Source organism: Pseudomonas sp. RL, assembly GCF_000647775.1.
Lineage (GTDB): Bacteria > Pseudomonadota > Gammaproteobacteria > Pseudomonadales > Pseudomonadaceae > Serpens > Serpens flexibilis.
Genome location: NZ_JBOY01000013.1, coordinates 1 through 15,893, shown reverse-complemented (window position 1 = coordinate 15,893; position 15,893 = coordinate 1). Strand labels below are relative to the sequence as shown.

The window sequence follows — 15,893 nt, the reverse complement described above, 5'->3', positions numbered from 1 at the left end:
GCTCTGTTCTGTCCGCATTAACCGAAGAACTTCTGGCCCTTGGCGGCCATTTCACGAAGCTTGGCGGTCGGGGTGTACAGCGCGCCCAGGTCGGCGTACTTGTCGGCCAGGGCCACGAACTCGGCCACACCGATGGAATCGATGTAGCGCAGCGCACCCCCGCGGAAGGGCGGGAAGCCGATGCCGTAGATCAAGCCCATGTCGGCTTCGGCGGCGGTTTCGACGATGCCGTCTTCCAGGCAACGGACGGTTTCCAGGCACAGCGGGATCATCATGAAGTTGATGATGTCCTCGTCGGTGACTTCGCGCTGCTCGTAGACGATCGGGGCCAGCACGTCCTGGACGGAGGCATCGACCACCTTCTTCGGCTTGCCGCGCTTGTCGGTCTCGTAGGCGTAGAAGCCCTTGCCGTTCTTCTGGCCCAGGCGGTTGGCCTCGTACAGCGCGTCGACGGCGGTCTTGCGCTCTTCCTTCATGCGATCCGGGAAGCCCTCGGCCATCACGTCACGGGCATGGTGGGCGGTGTCGATGCCGACCACGTCCATCAGGTAGGCCGGGCCCATGGGCCAGCCGAACTTCTCCATGATCTTGTCGATGCGCACGAAGTCCACACCGGCGCTGACCAGCTTGGCGAAGCCGCCGAAGTAGGGGAACAGCACGCGGTTGACCAGGAAGCCGGGGCAGTCGTTGACCACGATCGGGTTCTTGCCCATCTTCTTGGCATAGGCCACGGTGGTGGCGATGGCGGTCTCGCTGGACTTCTCGCCACGGATCACTTCCACCAGCGGCATCATGTGCACCGGGTTGAAGAAGTGCATGCCGACGAAGTTTTCCGGGCGCTTGAGCGCCTTGGCCAGCAGGTTGATGGAGATGGTCGAGGTGTTGGAGGCCAGCACGGCATCTTCCTTCACCTGGTCTTCCACTTCGGCCAGCACGATCTGCTTGACCTTCGGGTTCTCGACCACGGCTTCGACCACGATGTCGACGTTCTTGAAATCGCCGTAGGACATGGTCGGACGGATGGCGTTCAGCGCCTCGGCCATCTTGGCGGCGGTCAGGCGACCCTTCTCGACGCGGTTGCCGAGCAGCTTGGAGGCCTCGTTCAGTCCCATCTGGATACCCTCTTCGCGGATATCCTTCATCAGGATCGGGGTGCCCTTGACGGCCGACTGGTAGGCGATGCCGCCCCCCATGATGCCGGCGCCGAGCACGGCGGCCAGCTGTACGTCGCGGGCCTGCTTGTCGTAGCCCTTGGCTTTCTTCTTCAGTTCCTGGTCGTTGAGGAACAGACCGATCAGGCTTTCGGCGACCGAGGTCTTGGCCAGCTTGGCAAAACCGGCAGCTTCGACTTCCAGCGCCTTGTCGCGGCCCATGTTGGCCGCCTTCTGGATGGTCTTGATGGCTTCCACCGGAGCCGGATAGTTCGGGCCCGCCTTGCCGGCCACGAAGCCCTTGGCGGTCTCGAAGCTCATCATCTGCTCGATGGCGTTGAGCTTGAGCTTTTCCAGCTTGGGCTGGCGCTTGGCCTTGTAGTCCAGCTCGCCAGCGATGGCGCGCTTGACCAGATCCAGGGCGGCATCACGCAGCTTGTCGTCGGCAACCACGGCATCGACGGCGCGCACCTTGAGGGCGGCATCGGCCTTGTTCTCGGCGCCGCCGGCAATCCACTCGATGGCGTTGTCGGTACCGATCAGACGCGGCAGACGCACGGTGCCGCCGAAGCCCGGGTAGATGCCCAGCTTCACTTCCGGCAGACCGATCTTGGCGCTTTCGGCCATTACGCGGTAATCCGCGGCCAGGCACATTTCCAGACCGCCGCCCAGGGCGATGCCATTGATGGCAACCACGGTGGGAACAGCCAGGTCTTCGAAATCGTTGAAGATCTTGTTGGCTTCGAGGTTGCCGGCGACCAGTTCAGCCTCGGGCAGCTTGAAGTTGTCGACGAATTCGGTGATGTCGGCGCCGACGATGAACACGTCCTTGCCGCTGGTCACGATCACGCCCTTGACGGAGGCGTCGGCCTTGATGCTATCGACGGCCTGACGGAGCTCGTTCAGGGTGAGGCGGTTGAACTTGTTGACGGACTCACCCTTGAGGTCGAAATTCAATTCGACGATGCCGCCCTCAAGAGCCTTAACCGTGATGGCTTTACCTTCGTAAATCATCAACTGATCTCCAGGTATGGAAGCTGAACTGTTATACATCGATCGCCGGATACCACAGGTCAGTGCCTGTCGCGGCGTGTTTACCGGCACACCCGTCGATGCATGGAGTCGTGCGTAATAGAGCAGTGCAAGGCAAACGCTCAATTCATACGATCGTTTGATTCGGGTGTGCCAACCTTCCTGCAAAAGGCCCGGCTTGTCAATTGGCGCTCTGCGCATTCCCGCATACCGCACCGGCCAATCGCATTCTGCTAGCATTCAGCCCGCTTTGTGGTGAACGTTAGCAACCCGTTCGAGAAATCATCATGAAACCCCGGCCGGAGCCATACTTGCCGCAATGGTGAATGACCCGGCATTCCAGGAGGAAATGATCATGCAGTACCAGCACATACTGGTCGCCATCGACTTGGCAGAGGAATGCCATCCGGTGGTGGAACGCGCCGCCACCCTGGCACGCAGCCACAATGCCCGGCTGTCGATCGTGCACATCGTCGAGCCCATGGCCATGGCCTTCGGCGGAGACGTACCGATGGACCTGTCGATGCTGCAGCAGCAGCAGTTCGACCAGGCGCGCGAACGCCTGGATACCTTCACCGGACGCTACGGCGACATGCTGCCGGCGGACCAGCGCCACCTCGCGTACGGCCAGCCGCGCCAGGAAATTCACCGCCTGGCCATCGAGCAGGGCTGCGACCTGATCGTGGTCGGCAGCCACGGCCGCCACGGCCTGGCCCTGCTGCTCGGCTCCACCGCCAACGACCTGCTGCACGGCGCGCCGTGCGATGTGCTGGCGGTGCGCCTGAAGAAAGAGGAATAGGGGAAGGTCTTGTGTGGGAGCGGCTGTAGCAACGATGCCTGGGTGCAGTCGCACCCAAAAGCTCGCGACTGAAGTCGCTCCTACAGGTCCGCGCTTTACTCCCCACCCTCCCCGGCACTCATCACCAGCGGCCGGATCTTGTGCAGCTGGGTTTCCAGCGACACCGTCATGCTGTTGGCCATGGAGAAGAAGGTCAGGAATGCCTTGAGGTTGGAGTCGCCCTCACAAGTGGCGTGAATCCGTTGCCAGAAGGCCTGGTTGACCAGTTGCAGCTGCTGGAACGCCTTCACCAGGCCGCGCAGTTCCCAGTCGGGGCGGCGACCTTCACGGCTGTTGAAGTACTGGCGCGCCAGGTACAGGGCCACGGCGCGCAGGATGAATTCGCGGTTGCTGGCGAACGGCAGGTGCTGCTGGGCCATGGGTCGCAGGCGCGCCAGCACCGGGCAGGCGCTGGTCGCCATGATCACGCCAAGCAGCGAGCGCAGACCTTCTTCCAGCCCCACCTGCTTGCTGTATTCGCGCTCCGGGGTGCGCACCCAAACGAAGGCCCGGGTCACGGCGGGCAATCCCTGGAAATCCTCAATGACTCGGTGCAGATCGACCGCCGCCGGACAATGCACGTGCTCGGCCTTGCTCAGCGGACAGTTGCCGCATTGCTGGTAATCCAGCCGCGTCCAGGCGGGCAATTTGTCCGCCGCGGGTCGCGGGTCGCGATCGAGTTCGATCTGGTAGCTGAACGTGTGTTCGTCGTCGAGGGTTATCCGGTACTCGATCGCCATTCAAGGCTCCTGGTCAGTCGTCCAATTCGGCCCACCTCTCGAGCAGGGCATCCAGCTCGTGCTGCAGGCTTTCCAGGCGAGCCAGGGCCGCACGGGTTTCCTCGGCCGGTCGCTGATAGAAGGACGGCGAAGCGGTTTCCCGCTGCAGGGCCGCCTGTTCCTCTTCCAGCGCTTCGATCTGTCCGGGCAGCGCCTCCAGCTCGCGCTGCTCTTTGTAACTGAGCTTGCGTCGCGGTGCCGCGACCGGTGCCGCAACTGGCGCAGGCGCCGGCTCTTCAGCCTTCGGCGCCTTGCCCTTTTCCTCGACGCCGAGCAGGCGCGGCGATCCGCCCTGGCGCAGCCAGTCCTGGTAGCCGCCGACGTACTCGCGCACCCGGCCGTCACCCTCGAACACCAGGGTGCTGGTCACCACGTTATCGAGGAACGCCCGGTCGTGGCTGACCATCAGCACGGTGCCCTGGAAGCCGAGCAGCACTTCCTCGAGCAGTTCCAGGGTTTCCACGTCCAGGTCGTTGGTGGGTTCGTCGAGTACCAGCAGGTTGGCGGGCTTGCTGAACAACTTCGCCAGCAGCAAGCGGGCACGCTCGCCGCCGGACAGCGCCTTGACCGGCGTGCGCGCGCGCTGCGGGCTGAACAGGAAGTCGCCCAGGTAGCTCAGCACATGGCGGCTCTGCCCATCGATGGTGATGAAGTCGCGGCCCTCGGCCAGGTTGTCGATGACAGTCTTTTCCGGATCCAGCTGCAGGCGCAGCTGATCGAAGTAGGCGACTTCCAGCTTGGTACCGGTCTCGATGCTGCCGGACTGCGGCTGCAGCTCGCCGAGCAGTAGCTTGAGCAGCGTGGTCTTGCCCGTGCCGTTGGCGCCAAGCAGGCCGATGCGGTCGCCGCGCTGCAGCACCAGAGAGAAATCCTTGACCAGCGGCTTGCCGCCAGGATGGGCGAAGCTGACATGCTCGGCGACGATCACCTGCTTGCCGGACTTCTCCGCCGTCTCCAGCTGCAGGCTGGCCTTGCCCTGGCGCTCGCGGCGCTCGGCACGCTCGGCACGCATGGCCTTCAGCGCGCGCACGCGGCCCTCGTTGCGGGTGCGCCGGGCCTTGATGCCCTGGCGGATCCACACCTCCTCCTGGGCCAGGCGCTTGTCGAACAGCGCGTTGGCGCTTTCCTCGGCGGCCAGCTGTTGCTCCTTGTGCACCAGGAAGCTGGCATAGTCGCCGTTCCAGTCGATCAGGTGGCCACGATCCAGTTCGAGGATGCGCGTCGCCAGGCTTTGCAGGAAGGCCCGGTCGTGGGTGATGAACAGGACGGCGCCATTGAAGCCCAGCAACGCTTCTTCCAGCCAGGCAATGGCACCGATGTCCAGGTGGTTGGTCGGCTCGTCGAGCAGCAGCAGATCCGGCTCGGCCACCAGCGCCTGGGCCAGCAGCACGCGGCGGCGCCAGCCACCGGAGAGCTCGGCCAGGGTCTTGTCGGCCGGCAGATTGAGACGGCTCAGGGTACTGTCCACCAGTTGCTGCAGACGCCAGCCATCCTTGGCCTCCAGTTCCTGCTGCACGTGCATCAGTTCGGTCAGATCGGCATCGCCCTGGATGTGCTGGCTCAGGTGGTGATAGCGCGCCAGCAGCTCGCCGACGCCGGCCAGGCCCTCCGCCACCACGTCGAACACGCTGCGTTCGTCGGCGCGCGGCAATTCCTGGGGCAGCTCGCCGATCTTCAGCCCCGGCGCCCGCCAGATTTCACCGTCATCCGGCGCCTGGGCATCCTTGGCCAGCTGCAGAAGGCTGGATTTCCCCGTACCGTTGCGGCCGATGACGCATACCCGCTCCCCTTTGGCGATCTGCCAGGACACACCGTCCAGCAGCGGCATGGCGCCGTAGGCGAGGGAAACATCGGTGAATTTGAGCAGGGTCATGGGCGCCTCCGAAAACTGGGCCGGCATTCTAACAGGAGCCCGCCCGGCGGACTCATCCATGCAGGCATGCCAGAAGAGCTCGCGAATGAATTGGCTCCCACGGGCTGCCCTGGGGAATGTGAGACACACAGCCTGTCGGAAGCACTTCCCCTGCCGACCGGCGTCAATCATCCATACTCCAGTTCGGATAAGCTCCGCCTTCGCGATTCTGGAAGTACCATGCGCCGATCTTTTCTCCTGATTGCCAGCCTTGCGGCCACCCTGTTGGCCCTGACCAGCCAGGCTGCCAGCCTCGACCAGCAGCGCCGCTGGTACGACGAGGCTTACGCGGCCCTGAAGAAAGGCGACGAAGGCCCGTATCGCCGGCATGCGGCCGCGCTGCGCAGCTATCCCCTGGAACCCTACCTCGCCTACGAGGCAATCAACCGCCGCCTGGGCAGCGCCAGCAACCGCGAGCTGGACAAATTCTTCACCGAACATGGCGACCTGCCCCAGGCATCCCGCCTGAAGCTGCGCTGGCTGCGCCTGCTGGCCCAGCGGCGCGACTGGCAGCCGTTCCTCGACCATTACGACCCGCGCCTGGAGCTCACCGAACTGGATTGCCTGTACGGTCGCTACCTGCTGGAAAGCGGCCAGCGGGAAGCCGGCCAGGCCCAGGCGGAACGCCTGTGGCTGGTAGGCACATCCCAGCCGGACGAGTGCGATGGCCTGTTCCGGCTGTGGAGCAATCAGGGCGGGCTAACCGAAGATCTTCGCTGGCAGCGCCTGCGCCTCGCCACCCTGGCCGGCAACCTCGGCCTGGCGACCCATCTGGCCAGCAATCTCACCACACTGCGTGCCGACGGCCAGCTGCTGCTCGAGGTGGCCCGCACACCGGAGCGCCTGAGCCAGAGCCAGAGCCAGCGCTTCCTGCGCGACGATGCGCGCATGGCGGAGATCGTCGGCCTCGGTCTGCGCCGCCTGGCGCGTCGCGACCCCGAGCGCGCTCTGGAACTGCTCGACCAGTACGCGCCTCACCTCACCTTCCCCACCGAGGAGAAGCTGGCCATCGCCCGCGATCTGGGGCTACGCCTGGCGAAACGCTTCGATAGCCGCGCCCTGCGCCTGATGGCCGACTACGATCCGGAGCTGCGCGATGCGACGCTCGCCGAATGGCGCGTGCGCCTGCTGCTGCGCCTGGAACGCTGGGAAGAAGCCCACCAGCTCACCAACCGCCTCGACGGCGAACTGGCGCAGAGCAACCGCTGGCGCTACTGGCGCGCGCGCAGCCTGCAGCTGTCCCAGGGCGACACGCCCAAAGCGCTGCAACTGTACCGGCCGGTGGCGACCGAACGGGATTTCTACGGTTTCCTGGCCGCCGACCGCATCGGCCAGCCCCCCCGCATCGGGCACCGGCCCCTGCAGATCGATCCACAGGTCCTGCAGCAGGTGCGCAACAGCGCCGGCATTCGACGCGCCCTGGAACTCTACCAGCGCGGCCAGATCGTCGACGCGCGCCGCGAGTGGTACCACGTCAGCCGCCTGTTCAGCCGCGACGAGCTGATCGCCCAGGCCAAACTGGCCCATGACATGGACTGGCACTTCCCGGCCATCCGCACCATCAGCCTGGCGCAACACTGGGACGACCTGGACATCCGCTTTCCGATGGCCCACCGCAACACCCTGGTGCGCACGGCCCAGCAGCGAGGCCTGGAGTCCAGCTGGGTCTATGCAATCACGCGTCAGGAAAGCGGGTTCATGGATGATGCCCGCTCCCATGCCGGCGCCACCGGCCTGATGCAAGTGATGCCGGCCACCGCCCGGGAAACGGCGCGGCGCTTCGGCATCCGCCTCCAGTCCCCCCGGCAGATCCTCGATCCCGACCTCAACATCCAGCTGGGTACCGCCTACCTCAGTCAGGTGCACCGCCAGTTCGGCCACAACCGCATTCTCGCCACCGCGGCCTACAACGCCGGGCCGCAGCGGGTGCGCCAGTGGCTGAATGAGTCCCGGGAGCTGGAATTCGACGTCTGGGTGGAAAGCCTGCCCTTCGACGAAACCCGCCAGTACGTGCAGAACGTGCTGACCTACGCGGTGATCTATGGGGACAAGCTGGGCGCACCGCAGCCTTTGGTGGAAGGACACGAGCGGGTGGTGAAGCCATAGGCAGGACAGGTCTGCACCCACCGGATCAGCTCTCCGTGGGAGCGGACTTGTCCGCGAGCTTTATATGCGCAGTGGCGCTCCAATGGTGGACAAGAAAAACGTTGTCCACCCTACGAAACAGACCCGTAGGGTGAATCGCGCTCCATCGATCCACCAACGCGCCGCAAGGCGCGCCGCGGTTTCAACCGCGCAACAGCCGCGAAATCTGCTCCATCGAAAACCCCCGGTAGGCCAGGAACCGTCCCTGGCGGGCGCGTTCCTTCTGATCCTGCGGGCGCACGCCGAAGCGCCGCTGCCAGAGCTCGTTCAACTGCTCGGCCCAGTCCACCCCGCATTCGCCGAGCGCTAGCTCAATCGCCTCGCGCGGCAAACCGCGCTGGGCCAGTTCCTCGCGAATGCGCAAGGGGCCGTAACCGGCGCGGGCGCGGCTCGCGATGAAGCTGTCCAGGTAACGGGATTCGTCGAGCAGCCCTTCTTCGGCCAGGCGGTCGAGGGCGCTGTCGATCAATTCAGGCGGGGCGCCGCGCCGGCGCAGCTTGCGCGCCAGCTCGACGCGACCGTGCTCGCGTTGCGCGAGCAGGTCCATGGCGGCCCGTCGCACGGCGACGGGCGTATCCAGCACGACAGGCATGGCTCAACCGATCAGAGATCGTCCAGCTCGGCCACGTCTTCCTCGCTGTCGGCGCTGGCCTTCAGGTTGCCGGGGCTGACCAGCAGCTTCTCGCGGATAGCCTTGTCCAGGGTGCTGCGCACCTCCTGGTTGTCGTCCAGGTACTTGGCGGCGTTGGCCTTGCCCTGACCGATCTTGCTGCCCTGGTAGCTGTACCAGGCGCCGGACTTCTCCAGCAGGCCCAGTTGCACGCCCAGGTCGATGATCTCGCCGTTGCGGTAGATGCCCTTGCCGTAGAGAATCTGGAACTCGGCCTGGCGAAACGGCGGCGCCACCTTGTTCTTGACTACCTTGACGCGGGTTTCACTACCGACCACCTCGTCGCCTTCCTTCACCGCGCCGATGCGGCGGATGTCCAGGCGCACCGAGGCGTAGAACTTCAGGGCGTTACCGCCGGTGGTGGTTTCCGGGTTGCCGAACATCACGCCGATCTTCATGCGGATCTGGTTGATGAAGATCACCAGGCAGTTGGCGTTCTTGATGTTGCCGGTGATCTTGCGCAGCGCCTGGGACATCAGGCGGGCCTGCAGGCCGACGTGGGAATCACCCATCTCGCCTTCGATTTCCGCCTTGGGCACCAGCGCGGCCACGGAGTCGACGATGATCACGTCCACGGCGTTGGAGCGCACCAGCATGTCGGTGATTTCCAGGGCCTGTTCGCCGGTGTCCGGCTGGGAGACCAGCAGGTCGTCGACGTTGACGCCCAGCTTGGCGGCGTAGTCGGGGTCCAGCGCGTGCTCGGCGTCGACGAAGGCGCAGGTGGCGCCCTGCTTCTGGGCTTCGGCGATCACCGACAGGGTCAGGGTGGTCTTACCGGAGGACTCCGGACCGTAGATCTCGACGATACGGCCCTTGGGCAGGCCACCGATGCCCAGGGCGATATCCAGGCCCAGGGAACCGGTGGAAATGGCCGGAATGGCCTGGCGGTCATGGTCGCCCATGCGCATCACCGCGCCCTTGCCAAACTGCTTTTCGATCTGGCCCAGGGCCGCCGCCAGGGCGCGCTTCTTGTTATCGTCCATTGAGAAGTCCTCGCTAAATTCGACAGGGCCCGACGGCCACCAAACAACTGTATAAGTAGCCAGTATTAGAGCATAGGCTTCCGCACTCGCCTACCCCTCGAACGGATTTTCTCCGACGGCCAGCCGGATCAGACCATTCAAGGCCGCCTCAACCGACTGACGGCGCACTTCGGCACGATCGCCGGCGAACTGGAAGCGATGCGCATGTACCTGCGGGCCATCCGCCCAGGCCAGCCAGACGGTGCCGACCGGCTTGTCCGGCGTGCCGCCGTCCGGTCCGGCGATGCCGCTGACCGCCACCGCGAAGCGCGCCCCGCTGTGCTGCTGCGCACCCCGCGCCATGGCCTCGACCACTTCGCGGCTGACCGCGCCAACGGTGGCAAACAGCTCCGCCGGCACGCCCAACTGGGCAATCTTCTGGGTGTTGGAATAGGTGACGTAACCCGACTCGAACCAGGCAGAGCTGCCGGGAATGCGGGTAATGGCCTCGGCGATACCCCCGCCCGTGCAGGATTCGGCGGTGGTGGCCTGGGCCTGCTGCGCCAGCAGCACGTCGCCCAGGCGCTGGGCCAGCGGGGTGAGAATGTCCATCGGATGTCCTCCATGCCCGGAAGGGCGAAACCCTACACCAGGAGTGTGACAAGTGGGGTCGGATTTATCCCGGCCGAAAGTGGCGCGGTCGCAACCCGGGCGCGGAATTCAGCACCGCAAACGGACATAAAACCGGCCCCCGCCGGAGCTTGGATCGGCGGACAAAAAACAACGATGTCCGCCCTACGCCGACCGGGCGGCAACGGTAGGGCGGACAACGCTTCACCTGTCCGCCGCTGGGCGCTATGCCGGAGCTGGGATCGGCGGACAAGAACGACGTTGTCCGCCCTACATTGGCGTAGTCACAAACCCCAACGGCGGGCGCGCCCGGGTGCGGGAACAGGTGCCGGATGGTAACCTTCCGCGCTCGCACCACCCCAGCCAGCGCCCGGATTCTTATGCCCAAGGACACCCTCGATTTCTCCTCACACACCCCGATGATGCAGCAGTTCTGGCGGCTCAAGAGCCAGTACCCGGACCAGCTGATGTTCTATCGCATGGGCGATTTCTATGAGCTGTTCTACGAGGACGCCAAGAAGGCCGCCAAGCTGCTGGACATCACCCTCACCGCCCGCGGTCAGTCCGCCGGGCAGGCGATTCCGATGGCCGGCATTCCTTTCCACTCGGCGGAGGGCTACCTGGCCAAGTTGGTCAAGCTCGGCGAGTCGGTGGTGATCTGCGAACAGATCGGCGACCCGGCCACCAGCAAGGGCCCGGTCGAGCGCCAAGTGGTGCGCATCCTCACCCCCGGCACGGTGAGCGACGAGGCGCTGCTCGACGAGCGCCGCGACAACCTGCTGGCCGCGCTGCTCGGCGACGAGCGCCTGTTCGGCCTGGCCGTACTGGATATCACCAGCGGCCGCTTCACCGTGCAGGAGATCAAAGGCTGGGAAGCGCTGCTCGCCGAGCTGGAACGCCTCGATCCGGCCGAACTGCTGATTCCCGACGACTGGCCCCAGGGTCTGCCCGCCGAGAAGCGACGCGGCAGCCGCCGTCGCGCGCCCTGGGATTTCGAGCGCGACTCCGCCTTCAAGAGCCTTTGCCAGCAATTCGGCACCCAGGACCTCAAGGGCTTTGGCTGCGAAGGCCTGAGCCTGGCCATCGGCGCCGCCGGTTGCCTGCTCGCCTATGCCAAGGAAACCCAGCGCACCGCCCTGCCGCACCTGCGCAGCCTGCGCCACGAGCGCCTGGCCGACACCGTGGTGCTGGACGGCGCCAGTCGGCGCAACCTGGAAATCGACACCAACCTCGCCGGTGGACGCGACAACACCCTGCAATCGGTGCTGGACCGCAGCCAGACCGCCATGGGCAGCCGCCTGCTCGGCCGCTGGCTGAACCGCCCGCTGCGCGACCGCGCCGTGCTGGAAGCCCGCCAGGACGCCATCGCCTGCCTGCTGGAACGCTACCGCTTCGAAACCCTGCAGCCGCGCCTTAAGGACATCGGCGACGTGGAGCGCATCCTCGCCCGCATCGGCCTGCGCAACGCCCGCCCGCGCGACCTGGCGCGCCTGCGCGATGCACTGGCCGCGCTGCCCGACCTGCAACAGGCCATGGGCGATCTGGAAGCGCCCCATCTGCAGAGTCTGGCCACCAACGTGCGCACCTACCCCGAGCTGGCCGACCTGCTGCGACGCGCCATCATCGACAACCCGCCGGCGGTGATCCGCGACGGCGGCGTGCTGGCGCGCGGCTACGACGCCGAGCTGGATGAGCTGCTGTCGCTCTCCGAGAACGCCGGCCAGTACCTTATGGACCTGGAAGCCCGCGAAAAGGCGCGCACTGGCCTGCCCAACCTCAAGGTCGGCTACAACCGCATCCACGGCTACTACATCGAGCTGCCGCGCGTGCAGGCCGAGCAGGCGCCGGCCGACTACCAGCGCCGCCAGACCCTCAAGGGCGCCGAGCGCTTCATCACCCCGGAGCTGAAGGCCTTCGAGGACAAGGCGCTGTCGGCCAAGAGCCGCGCCCTGGCCCGCGAGAAGCTGCTCTACGAAGAACTGCTGGAGCGGCTCATCGGCGAGCTGGCGCCACTGCAGGAAACCGCCGCCGCGCTGGCCGAGCTGGACGTGCTGAGCAACCTGGCCGAGCGCGCGCTGACCCTCGATCTCAACCGTCCGCGCTTCGTCGAGGAGCCCTGCCTGAAGATCGAGCAGGGCCGCCACCCGGTGGTCGAGCAGGTGCTGACCACGCCCTTCGTAGCCAACGACCTGACCCTCGACGACGCCACGCGCATGCTGGTCATCACCGGCCCGAACATGGGCGGTAAGTCCACCTACATGCGCCAGACCGCGCTGATCGTGCTGCTCGCCCACGTCGGCAGCTTCGTACCGGCCAAGGCCTGCGAACTGTCCCTGGTGGACCGCATCTTCACCCGCATTGGCTCCAGCGACGACCTGGCCGGCGGGCGCTCCACCTTCATGGTGGAAATGAGCGAAACCGCCAACATCCTGCACAACGCCACCGACCGCAGCCTGGTGCTAATGGACGAAGTGGGCCGCGGCACCAGCACCTTCGACGGCCTGTCGCTGGCCTGGGCGGCCGCCGAGCATTTGGCCAAGCTGCGCGCCTGGACGCTGTTCGCCACCCACTACTTCGAGCTTACCGTGCTACCGGAAAGCGAGCCGGTGGTGGCCAACGTGCACCTGAACGCCACCGAACACAACGAGCGCATCGTCTTCCTGCACCACGTACTGCCCGGCCCGGCCAGCCAGAGCTACGGCCTGGCCGTGGCGCAACTGGCCGGCGTGCCGTCACCCGTGATCCAGCGCGCCCGCGAGCACCTGGCGCGCCTGGAAGTCACCAGCCTGCCCCACGAGGCTCCGAAAGCGCCCCAGGGACAATCCGTCGCACCCGTGCAGAACGACCTGTTTGCCAGCCTGCCACACCCCGTGATCGACGAGCTGGCGCGGCTCCACCCGGATAATCTGACCCCGCGTCAGGCGCTCGAATTGTTATATGCGTGGAAGAGTCGGATATAACCGACCCGCGCGGGAGCTGTTAGAATCCGCGCGTTTTTGATATCGGAGCTTGCCCGGTTGCCTGAGCCGCGGCGGTCCCTGTTTCGAGCGGGAGCCTGGCAAAGACCAGACCCAGCCGTCGCCTGAGGAGAGAGATAGGCCATGACCTTCGTCGTCACCGACAACTGCATCAAGTGCAAATACACCGACTGCGTGGAAGTCTGCCCGGTGGACTGCTTCTACGAAGGCCCGAACTTCCTGGTCATTCACCCGGACGAGTGCATCGACTGCGCCCTGTGCGAACCCGAATGCCCGGCCCAGGCGATCTTCTCCGAAGACGAGGTGCCCGAGGACCAGCAGGAGTTCATCGAGCTCAACGCCGACCTGGCGGAAGTCTGGCCGAACATCACCGAGCGCAAGGAACCGCTGGCCGACGCCGAGGAATGGGACGGCGTGAAGGACAAGCTGCAGTACCTGGAGCGCTGATAGCTTCCCGGTAAAACGACAAGGCCCGCGAAAGCGGGCCTTGTCGTTTGCGGTGTAGGCGCTTTCCTGCACCGTAGGGTGGATCGCGCTCCACCGATCCACCAACGCGCCGCAAGGCGCGCCGTACCCGGCGCGATGGTGGACAAAAAATGCGTTGTCCACCCTACCCGCGTCAGGGCCACCCCGCCCCAACCAATCCTTGGTTAACCCCTCTACGGGGAACGTGCATACCGTGGGTTTGCTACCATTGCCGCCCCATTCGAGATCACCCGCCATGGCCGAACACGACTTCCGCTACAACCTGCTCAACCCCGCCCATACCCTCACCGAATGCCGCGCCCTAGCGCCGGGCCGTTACCAGGTCACCGGCAACGGCGGCTCGATCCAGGCGGGCGATACGCTGCTGGTCACCCTCAAGGGCAGCCGCGAACTGGCCATGCGCCTGACCGTCGACAAGGTCCGCCACCTGATCAACCCGCCCGGCCAGTGGCTGGCGACCGCCAGCGGCCCCGCGTTCCGCGAGCTGGCCATCCACAACTGGAAGGTGAACTGCGACAACTGCGGCGCCCAGCTGGATTTTGAATTCGCCGTCGACGCCAGCCTCGGCAAGGCCGCCCAACAGCCCGCCGCCGAAGCGCGCATCGCCGAACTAGGCTGGAGCAAGGCAGTCCAAGGTCACCTCTGCCCCGCCTGCCGGTAAGCCCAACGCACCCGTTGCGGAATACCCTGTAGGGCGGACAACGCTTTTCCTGTCCGCCGCTAGGGGCCGCGCCGAAACCCGGGCCGGCGGACAAAAACAACGTTGTCCGCCCTACGCATTACAATCCCCGGCAATCCGCAATCCAACGAGGCCACCATGAACAAACTCGTCCCCATCCTCGCCACCGCCCTGCTCCTCACAGGCTGCGCCAGCACGACTTCGCCCAGCCTGCCGCTCGACACCCCCTACAAGGTGGAATGGATCGGCGAACGCCCGCTGATCGACAGCAGCCATCTCACCGTGACCCTCGGCGCCGACGGCCGCGCATACGGCCATGCCGGCTGCAACCGCTGGTTCGCCAGCTACCAGACCAATGGACAGAACCTGAGCTTCGACCACGCCGGCGCCACGCGTATGGCGTGCGCCCCGGCCCTGATGGAACAGGAAGACCGCTTCCTCCAGGCACTGGGCCAGGTGAAGCGCTGGGAGATGGGGGAAAACGGCGAGCTGCGCCTGTGGTATGCGGAGGACCAGGCGCTGCGGATGCTCGCCGAATAGCCGCAAGAACCCAAACTGTGGAAGCGAATTCACTCACGAGCCTTGGGTGGGCACCGCAAAAACGCTCGCGGACAAGTCCGCTCCCACACAACCAACAGCACTCTCCGCGCATAGGGTGGTCAGGTTCTCATCGAACCCTAGCTGTGATCTCTCAGTAGGTTGTTCATCCGGGGCATTCCCGGAATTCTGGAAGTGTGACCCACACAGCCTTCCAGGAGCCCCGGATGAACCTGCATAAACATGCCCGTCTTACCCCTCGCGGTCTAGCCCTTCTTGTCCAGCGTATCGAGCGGGGGTTACGTGTCGAGGAGGCCGCTCAGGCTGCAGGTGTCAGCGTGCGGACCGCCTACAAGTGGCTAAGGCGTTTTCGGGAGGAAGGCGAAGCGGGCTTGGCCGATCGCTCGTCACGGCCAAAACGTTGCCCGCATGCCACCTCAGAGACTCTGGTTGCGCGCCTCGTCGAGCAACGGCGTGTCCGCAAGACCTATCGACAGATCGCCAGCGACCTGGGTTTGGCCGTCAGCACCGTGGCGCGGCGCCTCAGAAAGATCGGCATACATCGCCTGGCCGAGTTGGAGCCCGCATCTCCTGTGGTGCGCTACGAATACGCGCAGCCTGGCGATCTGCTGCATCTGGATATCAAGAAGCTGGGACGCTTCCGCAAGCCCGGCCACCGGATCACGGGTGATCGCCAGCAGAACTCCGACGGCGCCGGTTGGGAGTTCGTCCATGTGGCAATCGACGATGCCAGCCGAATAGCGTTCAGCTCCCTGCATCCGGATGAGCGAGGCGCAAGCGCCTGTCGCGCGCTGCTTCAGGCGCTGCGCTACTACCGAGGCCTGGGTGTCCGCTTCACGCGCATCATGACCGACAACGGCACCTGCTACCGCTCCAAGCGTTTCCGTCGCCTGGTTCGCCGGCTGGGCTTGCGCCACCTCTGGACCAAGCCCTACACACCACGCACCAACGTAAGCGCTCCATAAACCCCATCTACCAATGACCCGCCGTGTTCAGGATGCTGCGCTCCCCATTTTCCTTTGGAGCCCGCCATCCATGATGCGTCCCGACGCCAAGGTCCAGAAGGTCTACCT

The 15,893-nt window shown here is 65.3% G+C and carries 12 protein-coding genes and 1 pseudogene; 7 read left to right on the top strand and 6 right to left on the bottom strand.

Annotation, left to right across the window (positions count from 1 at the left end; genetic code table 11):
• Window positions 1-17: 17 nt before the first annotated feature.
• Window positions 18-2,165, bottom strand: a complete 2,148-nt coding sequence (fadB, locus tag AS93_RS0103500; RefSeq protein WP_027589304.1) for a fatty acid oxidation complex subunit alpha FadB — start codon at window positions 2,163-2,165, stop codon at window positions 18-20.
• 373 nt (window positions 2,166-2,538) lie between these two features.
• Here fadB and AS93_RS0103495 point away from each other — a divergent pair, with 373 nt between their 5' ends.
• Window positions 2,539-2,982: a universal stress protein gene (locus AS93_RS0103495; RefSeq protein WP_027589303.1), complete on the top strand. Its 444-nt coding sequence runs from the start codon at window positions 2,539-2,541 to the stop codon at window positions 2,980-2,982.
• Between the two features lie 95 nt (window positions 2,983-3,077).
• Here AS93_RS0103495 and AS93_RS0103490 read toward each other — a convergent pair whose 3' ends face one another.
• A complete protein-coding gene (locus AS93_RS0103490) occupies window positions 3,078-3,761 on the bottom strand; it encodes a hypothetical protein (RefSeq protein ID WP_027589302.1) in 684 nt (227 codons plus the stop codon).
• A 13-nt stretch (window positions 3,762-3,774) separates the two neighbouring features.
• On the bottom strand, window positions 3,775-5,673 hold the full coding sequence (locus AS93_RS0103485; RefSeq protein WP_027589301.1) for an ATP-binding cassette domain-containing protein: 1,899 nt from the start codon (window positions 5,671-5,673) through the stop codon (window positions 3,775-3,777).
• Window positions 5,674-5,892: 219 nt separating this feature from the next.
• Between AS93_RS0103485 and AS93_RS0103480 the strand changes: the two genes are divergently transcribed.
• A complete protein-coding gene (locus AS93_RS0103480; RefSeq protein WP_027589300.1) occupies window positions 5,893-7,818 on the top strand; it encodes a transglycosylase SLT domain-containing protein in 1,926 nt (641 codons plus the stop codon).
• 181 nt (window positions 7,819-7,999) lie between these two features.
• On the opposite strand, the gene recX is transcribed toward AS93_RS0103480, so the two are convergent.
• The 3 genes from recX to AS93_RS0103465 all read right to left on the bottom strand — a co-directional run bounded on the left by recX (window position 8,000) and on the right by AS93_RS0103465 (window position 10,101).
• Window positions 8,000-8,449, bottom strand: coding sequence for a recombination regulator RecX (gene recX, locus AS93_RS0103475; protein WP_027589299.1), 450 nt, complete (start codon window positions 8,447-8,449; stop codon window positions 8,000-8,002).
• Between the two features lie 11 nt (window positions 8,450-8,460).
• Window positions 8,461-9,510, bottom strand: a complete 1,050-nt coding sequence (gene recA / locus AS93_RS0103470) for a recombinase RecA (protein ID WP_027589298.1) — start codon at window positions 9,508-9,510, stop codon at window positions 8,461-8,463.
• Window positions 9,511-9,600: 90 nt separating this feature from the next.
• Window positions 9,601-10,101: a CinA family protein gene (locus AS93_RS0103465; RefSeq protein ID WP_027589297.1), complete on the bottom strand. Its 501-nt coding sequence runs from the start codon at window positions 10,099-10,101 to the stop codon at window positions 9,601-9,603.
• A gap of 398 nt (window positions 10,102-10,499) precedes the next feature.
• Between AS93_RS0103465 and mutS the strand changes: the two genes are divergently transcribed.
• The 5 genes and pseudogenes from mutS to AS93_RS18635 form a co-directional block, all read left to right on the top strand.
• A complete protein-coding gene (gene mutS / locus AS93_RS0103460) occupies window positions 10,500-13,079 on the top strand; it encodes a DNA mismatch repair protein MutS (RefSeq protein ID WP_177324717.1) in 2,580 nt (859 codons plus the stop codon).
• Between the two features lie 141 nt (window positions 13,080-13,220).
• Window positions 13,221-13,544, top strand: coding sequence for a ferredoxin FdxA (fdxA, locus tag AS93_RS0103455; protein WP_027589295.1), 324 nt, complete (start codon window positions 13,221-13,223; stop codon window positions 13,542-13,544).
• Between the two features lie 274 nt (window positions 13,545-13,818).
• Window positions 13,819-14,244 (top strand): hypothetical protein, encoded by a 426-nt coding sequence (locus AS93_RS0103450; protein ID WP_027589294.1) that lies wholly within the window; start codon window positions 13,819-13,821, stop codon window positions 14,242-14,244.
• Between the two features lie 156 nt (window positions 14,245-14,400).
• Window positions 14,401-14,802: an META domain-containing protein gene (locus AS93_RS0103445; RefSeq protein ID WP_027589293.1), complete on the top strand. Its 402-nt coding sequence runs from the start codon at window positions 14,401-14,403 to the stop codon at window positions 14,800-14,802.
• A gap of 224 nt (window positions 14,803-15,026) precedes the next feature.
• A pseudogene (locus AS93_RS18635) lies at window positions 15,027-15,770 on the top strand (leucine zipper domain-containing protein); the annotation flags it as partial.
• Window positions 15,771-15,893 lie beyond the last annotated feature (123 nt).